Genomic DNA, 17,311 nt, shown 5'->3' with positions numbered 1-17,311 from the left:
AAAGGTTGTTTTTTTGATTTGCTACATTCTAAAGACGATTTCAGAGAACATTTTCTGATTTTTTTGCCAATTATTTTCCAAATAATATCAAGAAAGTTATCTTCTATTTTTGATTTAAAAATGTCAATAACGAATATTTGGCTCATCAATTACCCTAGAAGATAAAATGAGCCATTTTTGTTGATATCGCCTTCAATCAAAAATACTTATCGAAAATCAAGGAAGGCTGTTTTACTGTTTTAAAACAGCCAATCTCTAGGAAATTGTCACCAGCTTCAGTTTTTGACTAGGACAATAAATGTCGGTGTACTTTCACGCTGATTTGTTCGCCAGTTGTAACTGGGTAGACTGTCTAGCAAAAGCCTCAGCGATCATTTCTGACATCAGTTGTGGAAACGGGATGCCAGCAAGGTGCAAGATCGTGCCAACAGAAGTAGCGCCAAGATCGTTATCATCGAACGTAGAGAGAGGATAAGAAGAAATACCACAGTTAGGATTCACCTCCAAAACAAACAGTTCTTGGGAGGCTGTGTCCATGCGTATATCTACCCGTGCATATCCATTACCACCAACTGCACAATAAGCCAGCTTACTTAACTCACAAAGCTTGTCATGCAAGTCAGAACCAACCAGTCCGTAACGGCAAAACGGTTCTTCTGGTGAAAAGAGAGAACCCTCTTCATATTTTGTCCAGTACCAATCGTAAGCCAAAAAACGTTGAGTTTTAGGGAGATTGGAGTGAAACACCCGTTCCGCAGGTGGATAGATTTTGATACTCTCTGGCTGCTGGCTGGAACCCAAAAGAAAGACTGTAAACTCACGACCATTGATGAAGCGTTCCACAAAAATACTGTCCGGCGGGAATTGCATATCATGCTGTCCTTGGAGCAATCGCTGGAGTTGTAAACTCACCTGTTCATCGCTTTCGACAACTGACTGCAAAGAAATCCCTCGGCTTGCAAAAGAAATCGCTGGTTTCACAATCAAAGGAGTACCAAGACGTTCGCAAACTCCCTGAACGTGGCTAGGGTCTGCAATGACTTCGTAGGGAGCCGTAGCTACATCCTCCTCAACAAAAGCACGCTTCATTCTGAGTTTAGATGAGCAGAGATAATCAAAGGTAGAATCTGCACCCGTAAAGAGAATGCCTTTTGCTTCCAGTAGTTTGATGACGCAAGTGCCAGGATAGTTAGGATCTTCATCCCCAGCACAAAAGTTCAGTACCATTGGAATGTACTCTTTGCTGAAAGCAGCCACCTCCTCAACAACTTCGTGCATATTTTCAAAAGTGATTGGCTGCCACTTCCACTTGATGCCGAGTTCGGCAAATACATCTGCCAGTTCTTGACGAGTCGCAGGGGTGTCATAGTCTTTACTCTCCCATCCTTTTTCTGTAAGGCGGTAAGGAATAAACACCCAGACAAACAGCTTACTGCTAAGCACAGGTAATCTTTGTAACATTGAGATTTTCTCTATTAATTGGTTGCCAAACTGTGACATAGATTCCTCCTTATTGAATTAAATCTGTAGGTTAACCACTAACAACGAGGCACCCTTTATCCATCACAAACATGACATCTGCACGCAAGGCATGAGCCATTTTGTGGGTAATGACAATCACTGTGCATTTCTGGGCAATGCTCTCTAAAGTTGTCATGATTTCCACTTCTGTTGCGGGGTCTAGCGCTGATGTGGCTTCATCCAGAATCAGAATGGCTGGATTTCTCACCAACGCCCTAGCTAAAGCAATTCTTTGCCGTTGTCCCCCTGATAGCTGTCCCCCCCTGTCGCCAACAGGAGTGTCATAACCTTGAGGTAAAGTCAAAATAAAATTATGAATTTCTGCGGCTTTCGCTGCGGCTTCTACCTCTTCATCACTCGCTTCCAGATAGCCCATGCGGATGTTTTCCCGCACTGAGCCATTAAACAAAATCACCTCTTGAGAAACCAGTCCGATTTGAGAACGCAGTGAGCGTATAGTGCAGTCGCGCAAATCAACTCCATCCAATCGAATGCGTCCCTTATCCGGGTCATAAAATCGTGTCAGCAAATTGACAATCGTACTTTTACCCGCGCCACTCTGACCGACAAATACCGCAAAGTCTCCTTGGCGAATCTTCAGCGATAGATTTTTCACCCCGCCTCTATCTTTGGAGTAGCTAAAGCTAACATTATCAAAATAAATATCACTCTGAAAATGTGGCAAATCAATCGCACCCGGTGCTTCCTGAACTTCAGGGATTTCCGCCAAAATATCATTGATACGTTGCAGTCCTGTTACTCCATCAATTAAATAAGGCAGCCCCCAGGTAAAGTTGAGGATAGTTGAATGTAAACCGAGCAATAGAACCTGATAGGAGACGAGTGTCCCTACTGAAATCCAATTTCCGTAGGTCATCACCGCGCTAAGACTCAAAATAACCAACTGCACTAAGACAAAAGCGAGACTGGGAATTCTTTGCACTAAGCTAGACAGAAATTTCGCCCGGACATAAACCCGCTTCAAGTCATTCAACTGGGCAGAAAAATCTTTTGAGACTCGTTTTTCTAGACCGAATATCTTGACAACTGGTTGGGAGAGCAGATTCTCTTCGATTACGCTGGCGATGTGTCCTTCCTTTTGCCGCAGATGATAGCCTTCTTTGGTGGCACGACGGGCAACATTTGCTGGTGCAATTGCACAGAAAGTCAAACCGATGCAACTTAGAACAGCCAACTGCCAGTTAAGGGAAAATAGGAAAACTACCGAAAAAAGGATGTTACTCAGGCAAAAAATAACAACTGGCAGACCAAGTATGAGACTATTTTCTACCTTCTCTGCATCCGCCTGGAAACAGTTAATTATATCCCCGGCTGAACGTCGCCCAAAAAACTCCATTGAAAGGCTTTGGATGCGCTCAAATAGAGAACAGCGGATGTTGTTGAGTAACAGAATCCCCAATTTAGCTGATAAAAAGTCGCCCAGCAAGCCAACAACGATAAATACAATCGCTCCGCCTCCCAAGAGCAACAGAATCCAAACCAGAAGACTATAATTTTGAGGAACAATGGCTGCATCAATAATAAACTTGAAGCTGATCCTCATTGCTGATTCAAATGCGGCCTCAAAAATCTGACTGCTACAAAGGAAGATAGCTAGCCATCTATAAGGAGCAATATATTTATAAATTACCCTCACAAAATTCAAAAAACGCATTGGGCTTTGAGATAAATGGGTAATATTTGTCCGTATAGCGAGCCTAAATCATTTATCTAAATAGATAGGATAGGGGTAGTGCCAAGAGTACCTATCTCGGAGCGATTGGGACAACCAAACGGGGGATTGTTCCTAGAAAAAATCACACAATTATTTAGACGCGCTATATTGCTTTTGTGTGGGTCGAACCCTCACTTTCACTTGGAAGACAGCTAACTGCACCCATTGTCCTCCCAAATCTTTCGGCACCTTTCAAAAAGTTGGCTCAGTACGAAATTTCTTGCCGGACGCTGCTATTGCAACCATACGTCCGCTCTTGAATGCCTTGGCAGCAGTAATACTCGGATTTTTCGAGCTACTAAGCTGTTTGGCATTTAAAGGACTTGCGTAAGGTGCGTCAGCATCTAAGGTTTTCCGTTTCAGCGTAAGGGTTCTAGCTGACGCACCCTACTAGCCTCGTTACTGGTTTAAATGCTCCACAGCTTACCCTCTGTAGATTCAATTTAATCTTTTTGCCCGCTTTACTCCTCAACTTGTTTATTTGTCATCTATCTTTAGACATACTTACCTTAATTCTTTGGATAGATGCTTGTCAAGGGAAATCAATAAAGTTTGTGTAAACAAAAGGTAATGGAAGGTAAAAATTCAACATTTCCTGGTTTGGACGTAAGTAACGTAGAAAAAGCTTGAGAAGAAAGGCCCCAATTTACATTCACTTCGAGAGCAAATAGTTCTTGAGATAATTAGTACATCCTTATATCCCTCCATCCATAGGGATTTACTAATATAAAAAAGATGGACGCACTATTCTGTAAATTACGAGCTAAAAAATAGCCGTAATTTTACGCTCGATGTGCGATCGTCGCCCACACTCAGAACAATAGGTCAGTAATTAAGTAGAACCCCCTTTTGTAGCATTAAACCCTGCCTATAACTGTATCGTTCAAAAGTTATGAAAGGCTATTAATTGCTTCCACAGCTTTTGAGACGCATCTTATCTCTATAATATTTCCCCTCCCCTGCCTTTGAAAGTCGGAAAAGTCGGATCTTAAAGTCGGAAAAGTCGGATATTACATAATCTATCGAGCTCAGCTTAGGTGAATATCGGCAAAAAAATAGTTGCACGCTATATCACAACTTGTCTCTTAGTAGCCTGATTTTTTTAATTTCCTAACTTTTCGCTTTGTTGCTAGTCGTTAGTGTCGGCAGTGTTCAAGAAATCCGTCAGGGGTGCGGTGAACTAGATGAGGGCAGGGCGAGGCATTGTCCACTCCGAACGCACGCCCCAGGACGAGCTCCGTAAAGAAGCCATCCTGCACGGCATCCAAAGCTGGTGGCACTTCCCGATGAACACGAAGGGCGTTGCTTAATCAGGGCATGAAAAAAATAAGTTGAAAATCCAGAAGCTTTGTAGATAATGGTTTCTAGGATTTGCATATTTAGTCTTTCATACCGTAAATCAGCAACACCGAAACAAGAAGCCCAAGCCAGGGTGGCAGATCCTTGATCAAAACGACGGGGCTGTGGAATAATTGCGGTTTAGCAAAAGCTGCACAGTTGTAGCTTGAGTTGATTTAGGTGTGAAGGTAGTGAACGAGGGCGAAAAAATTGCAGAGAACTGTGAAAGAAGTTGCCCAAAAAGCCCGAAGGGTGGGCGGCAGGCCGCCCGCAAGTAGGCAGCGGTGGGCGAAGCTGAATCTGCTGGCAACATTGGTGCGCCGGGACTTGGAAGCTCAATACAAAGGCTCGATTCTGGGCAATTTGTGGCCGCTGCTGAATCAGCTATCGCAATTGGTGATTTACACATACGTATTTTCGATCGTCCTCAAGGTAAAGCTCAGCCTTGCAGGGTTCCCAGAAAACAGCGACATTACATTTGGAGTCTGGTTGTTTGCAGGTTTGCTGCCTTGGACTGCCTTCACCAGCGGTTTGATCAAGTCGGGAGTATCGGTGGTGGGACAGCCGAATTTAGTGAAAAAAGTGGTATTTCCCCTCGGTTTGCTGCCGCTAGTGCCGATTTTTACAGCTTTTCTTGAAAGTTCTCTGGGTTTAGCAGCTTTGATTGTGATAGTAGCGGTGTCGTCGCAAAAGCTCAACGCTACTTTATGCTTGCTGCCGTTGGTGTGGGTGCCTCAGTTGCTGATAACTGCTGGTTTGGGATATTTGACAGCGGGCTTGACTGTATTTTTGCGAGACATTCCTCAGACATTAGGTGTTATTCTAAATTTTTGGTTTTATTTGACGCCGATCGTCTACCCAGCCTCAATCATCCCCCAACAGTGGCGAGCGTGGATATTTTGGCTGAATCCAATGGCCGCCATCTCGGAGGTTTATCGAGACCTCATACTGCTTGGAGAAGTTAAGCATTGGGGCGAATGGGGTGTCGCCACGCTAATTTCTGCTGCTATATTTTGTGGAGGTTGGGCGGTTTACCGGCGTTTGCGTCCCGCTTTTGCTGACGTGCTGTAAATTTGTTTGAGATATGCTGTAAATTTGTTTGAGATATACAGCATATTCTATGTATATGTAGTACACACAATTTTCTAGCCCGTGTAAGGTGCGTCGCCATCAACAATCTGCAAGTTTTATCAAATATGAAGCAGATCCGCACCCTACAGATTAACACCACTACAAACCTATTTTTCGTTTGAGCGGGCATAATATCAATCTAAAATCTAAAATCTAAAATCTAAAATCGGATGACAGAAAATGTAATTTCATTAAAAAATGTTTCCAAATGCTTTAAGCGGTACGATCGTCCAGGAGACCGCTTAAAGGAAATTATTTACCCCAGCAAAAAACTCGCTGACGAATTTTGGGCCCTACACGACATCAATTTAGAAATTCCTCAAGGACAAACTCTGGGAATCGTCGGCCGCAACGGTTCGGGAAAAAGCACTCTTTTGCAAATAATTGTGGGGACGCTGACTCCTACCGCAGGAAGTGTAGATGTTAAAGGCCGAGTCTCCGCTTTGCTGGAACTCGGAAGCGGGTTTAATCCGGAGTTTACCGGGCGGCAAAATGTGTTTTTTAACGCTCAGTTACTCGGATTCAATCAAAAAGAAACTGAAGAAAAGTTTGACGATATCGCTGCTTTTGCTGATATTGGCGATTTCATCGAACAGCCAGTCAAAACTTATTCTAGCGGTATGTTTGTCAGGCTAGCTTTTGCCGTTGCGACTAGCGTCGAGCCGGATATTTTGGTGGTTGACGAGGCGCTTTCGGTGGGCGACGAAGCTTTTCAACGCAAGTGTTTTGCCCGCTTGCAAAGCATTCAGGAAGGCGGCGGAACAATTTTATTTGTTTCTCACGCTGCTACTTCTGTGGTGCAACTTTGTACGTCGGCGATTTTAATGGATAGCGGTGAATTGCTGCTAGCTCACACGCCGAAGGTGGTAATTTCTAAGTATCAAAAGCTGATTTATGCCGATCCGGATCGGGTTCTGGGGTTGAAGTCAGATATTCGAGCTCTGAACCAACTGACAAAACAGGAAAGTCAAGACAACCTTCAGGAGGCTAATTTAGAAAGTACAAAGACGGAAGTTAAACCGGAGCAACATCTCTCTAAACCCAAGGAATATTACGATGAATTTTACGATCCGGGGATGATACCGTCGAATACGGTAAGGTATCCGTCTCGCGGAGCGGAAATTATCAACCCCCACATCGAGACGCTGAAGGGAAATGTGGTAAATCACTTGCTCGGTCGTCAAGATTATATTTATACTTACTCTGTCACTTTTTCGCGGTCAACTTCCAAAGTTAGGTTTGGAATGTTGATTAAAACAATTAGCGGTTTTGAGTTAGCGGGTGCTTCTTTGAAGGCTTCTACTCAGTCAGTTAGGTATGTGGAAGCGGGAACGACAATTGTAGTGAAGTTTCAGTTTAAATGTTTGCTGAATCCCGGTGTTTATTTTCTGAATGCTGGGGTTGTGGGAACGGTAGATGGAGATTTAACTTATCTGGATCGCTGTGTTGATGTGGCGATGTTTAGAGTTCAGTCTTGTACTGAGTCCTGCGGTAACGGCATCGTTGACTTGCTGATCGAACCGTGTTTAACTGTTGTTAATGCTGATTCTCTAGTTAAAGAGCAGTCAACAGAGGTTATCTAAAATTCTGTAAAAAAAATGAGCGATATCAATTTAGATTTAGTCGAAAATCCCGTAATCAAAGCATTTATTCAAGATCAAACTAAGTTTCCCGAAAATTTTAAACTGAATATCTGCGAAGACGATGAAATGTATTTGTTCAGCTTGAACAACGTCAAAGACGATCGCGATCGGGCTTTGGTGCGCTATTATGCGATCGGGCGTCGCATCTTGGATACGGTTAAACAAGTTGTGGAATGGCATTTTGGCAGTTTTGAAAATGTACCCTCTTTTCTAGATTTTGCCTGCGGTTACGGTCGATTTACCAGGTTTTTGATTCAGGAAATACCGCCGGAACGAATTTGGGTTTCTGACATTTATGCTAATGCGGTTAAGTTTCAAACTGAATATTTCGGTGTCAGCGGTATTGTGTCAACTGGAAAACCAGAAAATTATTTAATTGACCGCAAGTTTGACTGCATTCTGGCTAATTCTTTTTTCAGCCATATGCCGGAAAGAACTTTTACAAGTTGGTTGCAAAATTTGTACGATTTGTTGACTCCTAACGGCATTTTGATGTTCAGCGTTCACGATGAGTGTTTGCGAAGTCCTCATATAGAAATGCCTGCCAACGGTATTTTGTTTAGTGCTCAAAGCGAAAGCCAGTCTTTAGATAAGGAGGAATACGGCACAACTTATGTAACTGAAAAGTTTGTGAGAGAATGTGTCGAGCGAGTTAGCGGAGGCAAAGCTTTTGTTCACCGCATCAAAAAAGGTATATGCAGGTTTCAGGATTTGTATGTTGTCACAAATGAGCTAGTTAGAGATTTTTCGGATTTGAAATTCAATCATCACCCGGAAGGATATATTGATGTTGCTGCTTTTACGAATAAGGAGAATTTGTATCTAGAAGGATGGGTGGCTGATGTGAATTTCGACGGTCGAGTTGAGGAACTGCAAGTGCTGGTAAACGGCGAGGTTGTACAGAGGTGCGAGCCTTTTTACGATCGCCCGGATGTGGCTGGATATTTTGAAACTGATGGGGCTTTGCAGTCGGGGTGGAGGTGTTATTTACCCAAAAGCACTGTAGCGCTGCAGGATGTGTTAATAGTCAAAGCAATCAATAACTATGGTTTGGAATGGATTCTGGAAAATTGCACTGTTAAATCGCTGATTAACCAAAGACAATCGCAGTCTTTATTGGGTTCTACTCAGACAAAACTAAAATTACTTGAGACTCAGTTAGAGTCGGCGAGGATAGAACGGGAGCAAAATCAAAGTAAGTTAATGATTACTCAAACAAAGTTGGAAGAATCTCAAACAAAGTTGCAAGAAACTCAAACTCAATTAGTGGCAGCTCAAATGCAATTGGAGCAAACTCAAAATCAGTTAGTATCCGTGCAAATGCAGTTGGAGAAAACTGAGAATCAACTAACTAATGTCAAGCAAGAATTAGAGCAAGCGAAGTGTCGGGTTTTGGCAATGGAAAGCAGCAAGTTCTGGAAGATCAGAAGCGCGTGGTTTCAAGTCAGGCGATCCCTGGGCTTAGCGGGAGAGTAGCGAGTAAATTTGGTGTGGGAATTAGGGCGAGGGAGATAAATTGTGAGTACAAATGACAGCAAACCGTCGGTTTTTATTGTTACCGGAATGCACCGTTCCGGTACGTCTTTAACAGCTTCTTTGTTTCAGAAAGTCGGGGTTGATATTGGCAAAAAATTAGTGGGCCCTGCCGACGGAAATGTGAAAGGTCATTTCGAGAATGTTGATTTTGTGGAGTTTCACAAAAGTGTTTTGCGATCGCACGGTATTGATGAACTCGGATGTACGTTTGAAAAAACGATTCCGGTAGCACCAGAATACGTGGAAATGGCCAAAAGGGCGATCGACCAAAATCAACATTCTCACAAACATTGGGGTTGGAAAGACCCCCGAACAGCCCTTTTTTGGGATTTTTGGCTGAATTTGCTCCCGGAAGCTAATTTTATCTGTGTTTACCGATCGCCCTGGGAAGTAGTCGATTCCCTTTACCGCCGGGGAACCGATGTCAGCTTGCTGCAAAATCCCGAAAAGGCAGTAAAAATGTGGATTCACTACAATCAACAAGTTTTAGAACTTTACGAACGTTTCCCCCACCGCTGTCTCCTAGCCAACGTTTACCCCATTGGCAATACTCCTGAACTTTTCCTCGATCGAGTCAACGAAAAATTTAATGTTAACTTAGGTGCGATACCGGGCGACAATTTTGAAGAATCTTTATTAGTCAACGATATTGTCAAAAGTCACAGACCGAGTTTAATAGAAAAATATTTTCCCGAAGCATTAGAACTATATGAACTTTTGGAAACCCAAGCTGGCAATCTCAGCAGCGAATCGAAAGGTGCGATCGATCGAGTTATTCATTTCCCAGCCTCTCCAATTTGGCCATTTGAAGATTGGCTAAAAATCCGCTTGCTGGAAAAACAGCAAAAAACTAGCTCTTCCGAACTCAAACAGTGGCAAGAACAATTTCACCAGGCCCAGGCGAAAGTGTTGGGATTAGAGACAGAATTAGGAGCAACTCAAGTACAGCTTGCAGGCAAAGAATCAAATTTTCAAGAAGCTTTAGCAAAACTCCTCGGATTAGAAACAGAATTAGGGCAAACTCAGGTACAGCTGGCCGGCAAAGAATCGCAATTTCAAGAAGCTTTAACAAAAGTCTTAAAATTAGAAGCAGAATTAGGGCAAACTCAGGTACAGCTTTCAGGCAAAGAATCGCAATTTCAAGAAGCGTTAGCGAAACTCCTCGGATTAGAAACAGAATTAGGACAAACTCAGGTACAGCTTGACGGCAAAGAATCGCAATTTCAAACAGCTTTAGGGAAAGTATTAGAACTAGAAGCAGAATTAGGGCAAACTCAGGTTCAATTTGAAGAAACTGAATTTATATTGCAGCAAAAGTTAGCTGAGTTAGTTCAGCTAGAAACAGCACAAAGTCAAAATCAGGAAAAATTAAAGGATACTCAGGAAAAATTAGAACACTCCCGCCAGGAAAATGAAAATTTCCGGGCAGAACTTGCTACTATCAAGTCTTCAATATGGTGGCAAGTGAGAGAAAAGTTGTGGGAAGTTCAGCGCAAAATCCGCGACTTGTTCCCTAAATTTATTTTTTCGTTAGACCGACCCACTACTTGGCAAGTTTGCGATTCCAACCTGCTAATTGTGGGGTGGGTTTTTCACAAAAAAATAGAGACTGCAGCAGTCCGCGCCAGAATTAAAGACCAGAGTTTCGCGGGCGTTTACGGCATAGATAGAAGTGATATAGCGGTAGCACACTCTAATATTTCGTCTGCGAAGAAATGTGGTTTTACAATTGAATTGGAAGCGCCTGCGGGACGGCACGAAGTGCTACTGGAAGCGCAAGACGATCGAGGTAAATGGCATCTTTTAGCAGCTTATCCGCTGTTAGTTTCAACGATTCAAGCATCGTTAGATGTACCAGTAGTGTGGGAACAGCGTCAGGGTCAAATTTTGTTTGCAGGTTGGTGCTGCCACCACGATCGCAAAATTAGTAAATTAAGCTTGTTGTGCGGCGATTCTTCTGTAGAGTGCGCCTACGGTTTGCGGCGAAAAGATGTCGGTGAAGTGTTTCCCGACTGGGTTAACAGTTCGGAAAGCGGTTTTGAGGCCCTTGTCGATTTGCCGCCAGGGGAATGGCACGTTTCTCTGCAAGCTGAGTTAGAAAGCGGGGAAATTTTGTATTTTCAAGCGCCGAAAAAATTGACTGTGCGGCGCTACCATATCTGGCAGCGAAGTGCAGATAAGTTTGAGGAGTTATCAAGGTTTACAGCGGCAATTCAGCAGCGGGCGAAGGAGAGAAAACAGCGTCTCGGCAGAATTGTGCCGATGCCTTGGGAAATTGTGAAGGTGATTCGCCAGTTGGGGAAGATTTACCGCCAGCAAAAACAGTTTAGTGCGCCGGGAGATTTGCTGCCGCCTGCGGGTTTTGTCGTGCCTAAACCTATTGATAGGTATGACGCTTGGCTGGAGGTGAATCAGTGGAACGATCGCGCGCGCGATTACTTGATTTCTCGGTTAAAATCCTGTCGGGAACCCCTGCCAAAAATTTCGGTAGTAATGCCAGTTTACAACCCGCAGATAGATTTTCTCGAAAGTGCGATCGACAGTGTAATCAATCAAGTTTATCCAAACTGGGAACTGTGCATTGCCGATGATTGCAGCACCGATTTCACTGTGGCTGACACTTTGAAAAACTGGGCCCAAAAGGACGATCGTATCCGCATCACATTTCGCACAGAAAACGGCAACATCAGCGCAGCAACCAACAGCGCCGCCGCCCTCGCAACAGGCGACATCATCCTGTTTTTAGACAACGACGACGAACTCACTCCCGACGCACTAGGCGAAGTCGCCCTATATTTTGCCGCGCATCCAGCCACCGATTTTCTCTACTCAGACGACGACAAAATCGACACTAAAGGTCGCCGGTTCGCCCCGCAATTTAAACCGGAATGGTCGCCGGAACTGCTGCTTTCCTATATGTATCTCGGTCATTTGTGCGCCGTCAAAAAACACATTTTTGAAGAAATAGGCGGTTTGCGGCTAGGTTTTGAAGGCTCGCAAGATTACGATTTTGCCTTGAGAGCCACCGAAATTTCGCGCCACGTCGCCCACCTGCCGCTAGTGCTGTATCACTGGCGAACCGCACCCGGTTCTACAGCCATATCTGGGGCCGCGAAACCCGCCAGTTTTGCCGCAGGTCAAAAAGCTATTCAAGACGCACTAAACCGCCGAAAAATTAACGGCAATGTCGCTCAGCACGCATGGGCGATTAAAGAAAATTTGGGCATATTTGCTCAGGATTTCCCGGATAACGGCCCATCAGTAACGGTAATTATTCCTACTAAAAATCAGCTAAAATTGCTGAAAGCCTGTCTGGATTCTCTAGAAATTACAACATACAAAAATTATCAAGTTGCCGTCATCGACAACGAAAGCGACGATCCGAAAACTCTGGAATATTTAAAGGAATTAAAGTGCAAAGTTTTGCGGATCAAAAATCCTGACGGCAAGTTTAGTTTTGCAGCAATTAACAACCGCGCTGCCGAACAAGTTGATAGCGAATATGTGTTGTTTTTGAACAACGATACTGAAGTAATTAACCCGCGCTGGCTGAGTCAAATGGTTGGATACGCTCAAATCGCGGGCGTGGGTGCAGTCGGCGCGAGGCTGTTATATCCCGACGGCAGAATTCAGCACGCGGGCGTAATTCACGGGCTGCATCACGGCTTGGCGGGTCACGCTTTTAAGCTGATGAACAGCGAAAATCGAGGCTATCTTTCTCAAGCGATGGTAACGCGAAATTACTCTGCGGTAACAGCCGCTTGCACGATTACTCCGCGTCAATTGTTCTTAGAATTGGGCGGTTTTGATGAGGATAATTTTGCTGTTGCTTACAATGATGTAGATTACGGATACCGATTGTTAGAACGGGGTTATCGGTGCGTATATTGTCCCGATGCGGAGTTGTTGCACAACGAAGGAACTTCTAGGGGTTTTACCGACAATCCTCAAGAAGTGGCGGCTTTTAGGCGCAAGTACGCGGGGAAAAATGACAGTTTTTACAGTCCTCACTTGTCTTTAGAAGATGAGTATTTTCATATTCAACCCCGACGGGTTTTTATGAAGGAAGAAGGTTCGGCAACGAGCAATGTACGGGATGTAACGGATGTAACGGATGGAAAGAAGCAGGAAGAACTAAAATGTGGTAATTTTGGTTCTTTGATATCACTAAATAATTTTGTAAATCCTATCAGAGTTTTGATGTGCAGCAATTCGCTGGATTTCACGGGTGCGCCGCTGCATCAGTACGAAATCGCGGTGAAATTGGCGGCTGAGGGTGTGGTTAAGCCGATCGTACTTTGCACCACAGACGGGCCCCTGCGTCAAGCTTACGAACAGCAGGGAATTGAAGTAATTGTGCGCGACAATCCTCTCGAACACATCTACCAGCGGGATGCTTACGATGAAGCCATCCGCAGTTTTAGCACAGAAATTGCCAGTTTAAAAGTAGATGCAATTTATGCCAATACTTTAGAAAACTTTTTTGTAGTTGATGCGGCGCACCAAATGGGAATTCCTGTGGTGTGGAACGTGCACGAAAGCGAACCTTGGCAAACTTATTTTAACAGGTTTGGTTCTGAGATTGCGGCGAGAGCTTTAGAGTGTTTTCGCTTTCCTTACAAAGTGATTTTTGTAGCGGATGCAACGCGGGACAGGTATTTGCCTCTCAACAGCCACCACAATTTTACGGTGATTCACAACGGTTTAGATTTGAGCAAACTGGAAAATTCGCAGAATTCTGAATTGGCTAGAAAAAGTTTAGGTGTTGCAGCGGAAGATGTGGTAATTTTGCTGCTGGGAACGGTATGCGAACGCAAAGGACAGCAGGATTTAGTTAAAGCACTTTCACTTTTGCCTGACAAATGGCACAATAAAATTAGGTGTTTTATTGTGGGCGATCGTCCTAGTATTTACAGCAATAAATTAGCCGAGTTGGTGGGGGAATTGCCAGCAGAGTTGCGGCAAAGGGTGACAGTAGTCCCGGAAACTGGGGAGACGGGAAAATATTACAAAGCGGCTGATATTTTTGTTTGCACTTCTCGCGTCGAAAGTTTTCCCAGAGTGATTTTGGAGGCGATGGCTTGCGATTTACCAATTGTTACATCGCCGGTTTTTGGAATTAAAGAACAAGTGCGGCCGGGAATTAACGGTTTGTTTTATACGCCCGATCGCCCGGACGAATTAGTTGCAGCTTTGATTAGTTTATTGGAGGATAAATCTTGGCGGCAGCAGTTAGCTGAAAACGCTAAATATGTCTTAGATTCACTTAATACTTTTGAGGAAATGACTCAAGCTTATGCAGATATTTTCTGGGAAGCATATTTCAGCAGTCATTAGTCATCTTAAAGTGTCAGCGCCCAGCCAAGCCAAGCGCAGTAAATAAACTTCTAGACTTTGGGCAGGATTTGATATAATTTGGCCAGACTTGCGGAACATATTGAAAATTGAGCCATCAATACTATAAAATAATCAAAAATGAACGATGATAAAATGACCGATCGCCCAAGAGTAGATTATGAAAGGGCCTGGGACAGTTACGCCCAACAGTGGCAAAAAACTAATGCCGAACTTGCCTATATTGGCGACGAATGGATAGGTAAAGCTGCCGGTGCCGCCAACTCCCTAGCCGAATACGAAGCGCTGATAGAACAGCAATTTATTGCACCGTACATCAAAAAAGAACATAGAGTTTTAGAAATTGGTATCGGCGGGGGAAAAACCGGTTCGCTGCTGCTGAAATATTGCGATCGACTAATTTGTGCCGACATTTCCAGTCAAATGCTGCAAGCGGCGCGATCGCGCTTGGGAGACGATCGCGTTTCTTACGTCAAACTCGACGGTTTAACATTGGACGGCATCGCTCCAGGTTCAGCCGATGTCTGCTTTTGTTACGATACAATGGTACACGTAGAGCCAGTAGATATATTCAACTACCTAACTCGAATTCCCAAACTGCTGCGGGGCGATCGAATTTGCGTGTTTCACCACACAAATATTTTTAGCGAATTAGGGTGGCAAAAATTCGCCAGCGAGTGGGACAAAAACTTGCTAGGGCACAGAGACGGCACTGCATTTTCAGTTATGACTGATACAATTATGGAAAAATTTCTCCATCATTTAAACTATGAAATCATCCAGAAAAATACATCTTCAGTACCGCGAGATTGTGTCTGGATCTGCAAAGCGCCCACCCCCAATGAATAAAACCAAAGCTTTTTAGCCGCCTCAAAATATTTGATTCCAACTAACAACAGACAACAGTCAATCGATTTTAGATTTTAGATTTTAGATTGCGATCGTTCAACAGTTAACAGTTAACAGTCAACAGTCAACAGTCAACAGTCAATCGATTTTAGATTTTAGATTGTTATCAGTCAACAGTCAACAGTCAACAGTCAACAGTCAACAGACAACTGACAATGAAAGCATTATTTCTCCATCCCAACTTCCCCGCCCAATACCGCCACATTATCACGGCTTTAGGCGCTGATCCGAAAAATCAAATTGTTTTCGGCACTAAAAACGAGCGCCCAGAGTGGAACATTCCCGGCGTTCGCAAAGCAGCATTTACCCCCAGCCGGGAACCCCACGCGCAGACTCACCAATACGTCCGCCCTTTAGAAAGTGCCGTCATCTACGGACAAGCCGTATTTAGAATGGCAGAACAACTCAAAGCAGACGGTTTCGTACCCGATATTATCTGCGGACATTCCGGTTGGGGGCCGACATTGTTTGTCAAAGAAGCTTTTCCAAATACGCCGCTTTTGTGCTATTTCGAGTGGTTTTATCATGCTATTGGTTCAGACGCAGATTTCGACCCAGCGGAACCTTTAACAGTTGACGATATGGCCAGAATTAGAATCAAAAATGCGCCGATTTTGATCGATTTATACTCTTGCGATTGGGGTTTATCACCAACTTATTGGCAGCGATCGCAATTCCCGCCCGAACTACAACAAAAATTATCCACACTCCACGACGGCGTAGATACCGATTACTTCAAACCAGACCCCGGTGCTAAACTAATTTTACCTAACTTAGACTTGTCTGGCGTGGATGAAATTGTCACCTACGTATCGCGGGGAATGGAACCTTACCGGGGTTTTCCTGAATTCATTGAGTCGATCGCCTATGTACAAGAACGTCGCCCCAACTGTCACGTCGTAATCGTTGGTTCAGAAAGAGTTTGTTACGGTCGTTCTTTACCCAACGGCGAGTCTTACAAAGACTATATGCTCAAAAAAGTACCGCTAGATTTATCGCGAGTTCACTTTGTCGGGCCCCTACCTTACGGACTTTATCTAAAAGTAATTCAAGCATCCGACGTACACGTTTATTTGACCAGACCTTTTGTGCTATCTTGGTCTATGATTGAATCTCTATCAACCGGATGTTTAGTAATCGGTTCCGACACAGGGCCAGTCAGAGAAGTTATCCGCGACGGAGAAAACGGTTTGCTAGTCGATTACTTCTCACCGAAACAAGTAGCCGATCGCATTGATGAAGTTTTAGACCATCCTACCCGCATGGCAGAAATTCGCGTCAAAGCCCGTCAAACCGCCCTAGAACGCTACAGTTTAGCTAAAATGCTGCCGCAACATTTACAACTGATCGAGCAAGTAGCAAATCGTTCCATGCCGCCTACAGTTGGTATGGAACCAGAACGGGAATTAGCAGCATCTTTTGCAGTGAGAATTTAGCAATAAAGCGTAGTCCTGCATAGTCAGGACTACGCCAATTTTAACAGGAAGAAATGGCTGTACTTGCTTGAAAGTACCGAGTTTTGTTACTATTGTTAAAACCCAACTAAATTCCTATGAAATCAACTACTAAGGCGCTGAAAGAATGGAATGTAGCAGTTAATGCTTTAGAACAAGGTCAAACGATTGTGCTGTTGCGGAAGGGGGGAATTCGCGAGCAAGCAGGACAGTTCAATGTAACTGACAAACAGGTTTTACTGTATCCAACTTTTGAACACCAACAGCCGGATTTATTAAAGCCAGAGTTTGCACCTCAAGTCAATACTGTTGAATCTGGTTGGCATCCTGAAGTTATTAGAATTGGCAGTTGGGCGGAGATTACTGATGTTTTTTTGGTAGCTTGGGAACCGGCAATTACTGCGCTATTTCCTTACCATATTTGGAATGAAGATTTTGTCAGCGATCGCCTGAAATGGAAACAAGCTCAGCCAATTTATATTTTATTGCTGCGGGCTTATCGCCTTGCAGCAATCCGCGAAATTCCCTACATTCCTGAATACGGCGGTTGCCGTTCTTGGATCGATTTGGCCGATGCTATTTCCCTGGAGGGAAGCCAAGCTGTTTTGAGCGATCGCGAGTACATTGAAAGCTCAAATGAAATCCGCAATCTAATAGCAAATCCTGCGAATGCTTCTGGTTCGTAGAGA

The 17,311-nt window shown here is 44.0% G+C and carries 9 protein-coding genes; 7 read left to right on the top strand and 2 right to left on the bottom strand.

Translation table 11 applies throughout. The annotated features are described in order from the left end of the window. Window positions 1-312 precede the first annotated feature (312 nt). Together QUA50_RS00660 and QUA50_RS00655 are read right to left on the bottom strand one after the other, a co-directional pair. Window positions 313-1,500 carry a hypothetical protein gene (locus QUA50_RS00660; RefSeq protein ID WP_333258805.1) on the bottom strand — a complete coding sequence of 396 codons (1,188 nt, stop codon included), beginning with the start codon at window positions 1,498-1,500 and terminating at the stop codon, window positions 313-315. 31 nt (window positions 1,501-1,531) lie between these two features. Continuing rightward, window positions 1,532-3,196 (bottom strand): ABC transporter ATP-binding protein, encoded by a 1,665-nt coding sequence (locus tag QUA50_RS00655; RefSeq protein ID WP_333258807.1) that lies wholly within the window; start codon window positions 3,194-3,196, stop codon window positions 1,532-1,534. Window positions 3,197-4,816: 1,620 nt separating this feature from the next. Between QUA50_RS00655 and QUA50_RS00650 the strand changes: the two genes are divergently transcribed. The 7 genes from QUA50_RS00650 to QUA50_RS00620 all read left to right on the top strand — a co-directional run bounded on the left by QUA50_RS00650 (window position 4,817) and on the right by QUA50_RS00620 (window position 17,308). Next, the gene (locus QUA50_RS00650; protein ID WP_445243132.1) at window positions 4,817-5,665 is read left to right on the top strand and encodes an ABC transporter permease; all 849 of its coding nucleotides are present in this window, start codon (window positions 4,817-4,819) and stop codon (window positions 5,663-5,665) included. Between the two features lie 230 nt (window positions 5,666-5,895). After that, entirely contained in the window at window positions 5,896-7,308 is a 1,413-nt protein-coding gene (locus QUA50_RS00645) for an ABC transporter ATP-binding protein (RefSeq protein ID WP_333258809.1), read from the top strand. 15 nt (window positions 7,309-7,323) lie between these two features. Continuing rightward, window positions 7,324-8,844 (top strand): methyltransferase, encoded by a 1,521-nt coding sequence (locus QUA50_RS00640; RefSeq protein WP_333258811.1) that lies wholly within the window; start codon window positions 7,324-7,326, stop codon window positions 8,842-8,844. A gap of 42 nt (window positions 8,845-8,886) precedes the next feature. Beyond that, window positions 8,887-14,241 carry a glycosyltransferase gene (locus QUA50_RS00635; protein ID WP_333258813.1) on the top strand — a complete coding sequence of 1,785 codons (5,355 nt, stop codon included), beginning with the start codon at window positions 8,887-8,889 and terminating at the stop codon, window positions 14,239-14,241. A gap of 138 nt (window positions 14,242-14,379) precedes the next feature. Beyond that, window positions 14,380-15,108 carry a class I SAM-dependent methyltransferase gene (locus tag QUA50_RS00630; RefSeq protein WP_333258815.1) on the top strand — a complete coding sequence of 243 codons (729 nt, stop codon included), beginning with the start codon at window positions 14,380-14,382 and terminating at the stop codon, window positions 15,106-15,108. A gap of 215 nt (window positions 15,109-15,323) precedes the next feature. Then, entirely contained in the window at window positions 15,324-16,604 is a 1,281-nt protein-coding gene (locus QUA50_RS00625) for a glycosyltransferase family 4 protein (RefSeq protein ID WP_333258817.1), read from the top strand. A gap of 116 nt (window positions 16,605-16,720) precedes the next feature. Continuing rightward, window positions 16,721-17,308, top strand: coding sequence for a DUF1802 family protein (locus tag QUA50_RS00620; protein ID WP_333258819.1), 588 nt, complete (start codon window positions 16,721-16,723; stop codon window positions 17,306-17,308). Window positions 17,309-17,311: the final 3 nt, after the last annotated feature.

It is taken from the genome of Microcoleus sp. M2_D5 (genome assembly GCF_036701935.1).
Classification (GTDB): Bacteria; Cyanobacteriota; Cyanobacteriia; order Cyanobacteriales; family Microcoleaceae; genus Microcoleus.
Note: the sequence above shows the minus strand (reverse complement) of the source record. Positions and strands in the feature narration are given on the sequence as shown.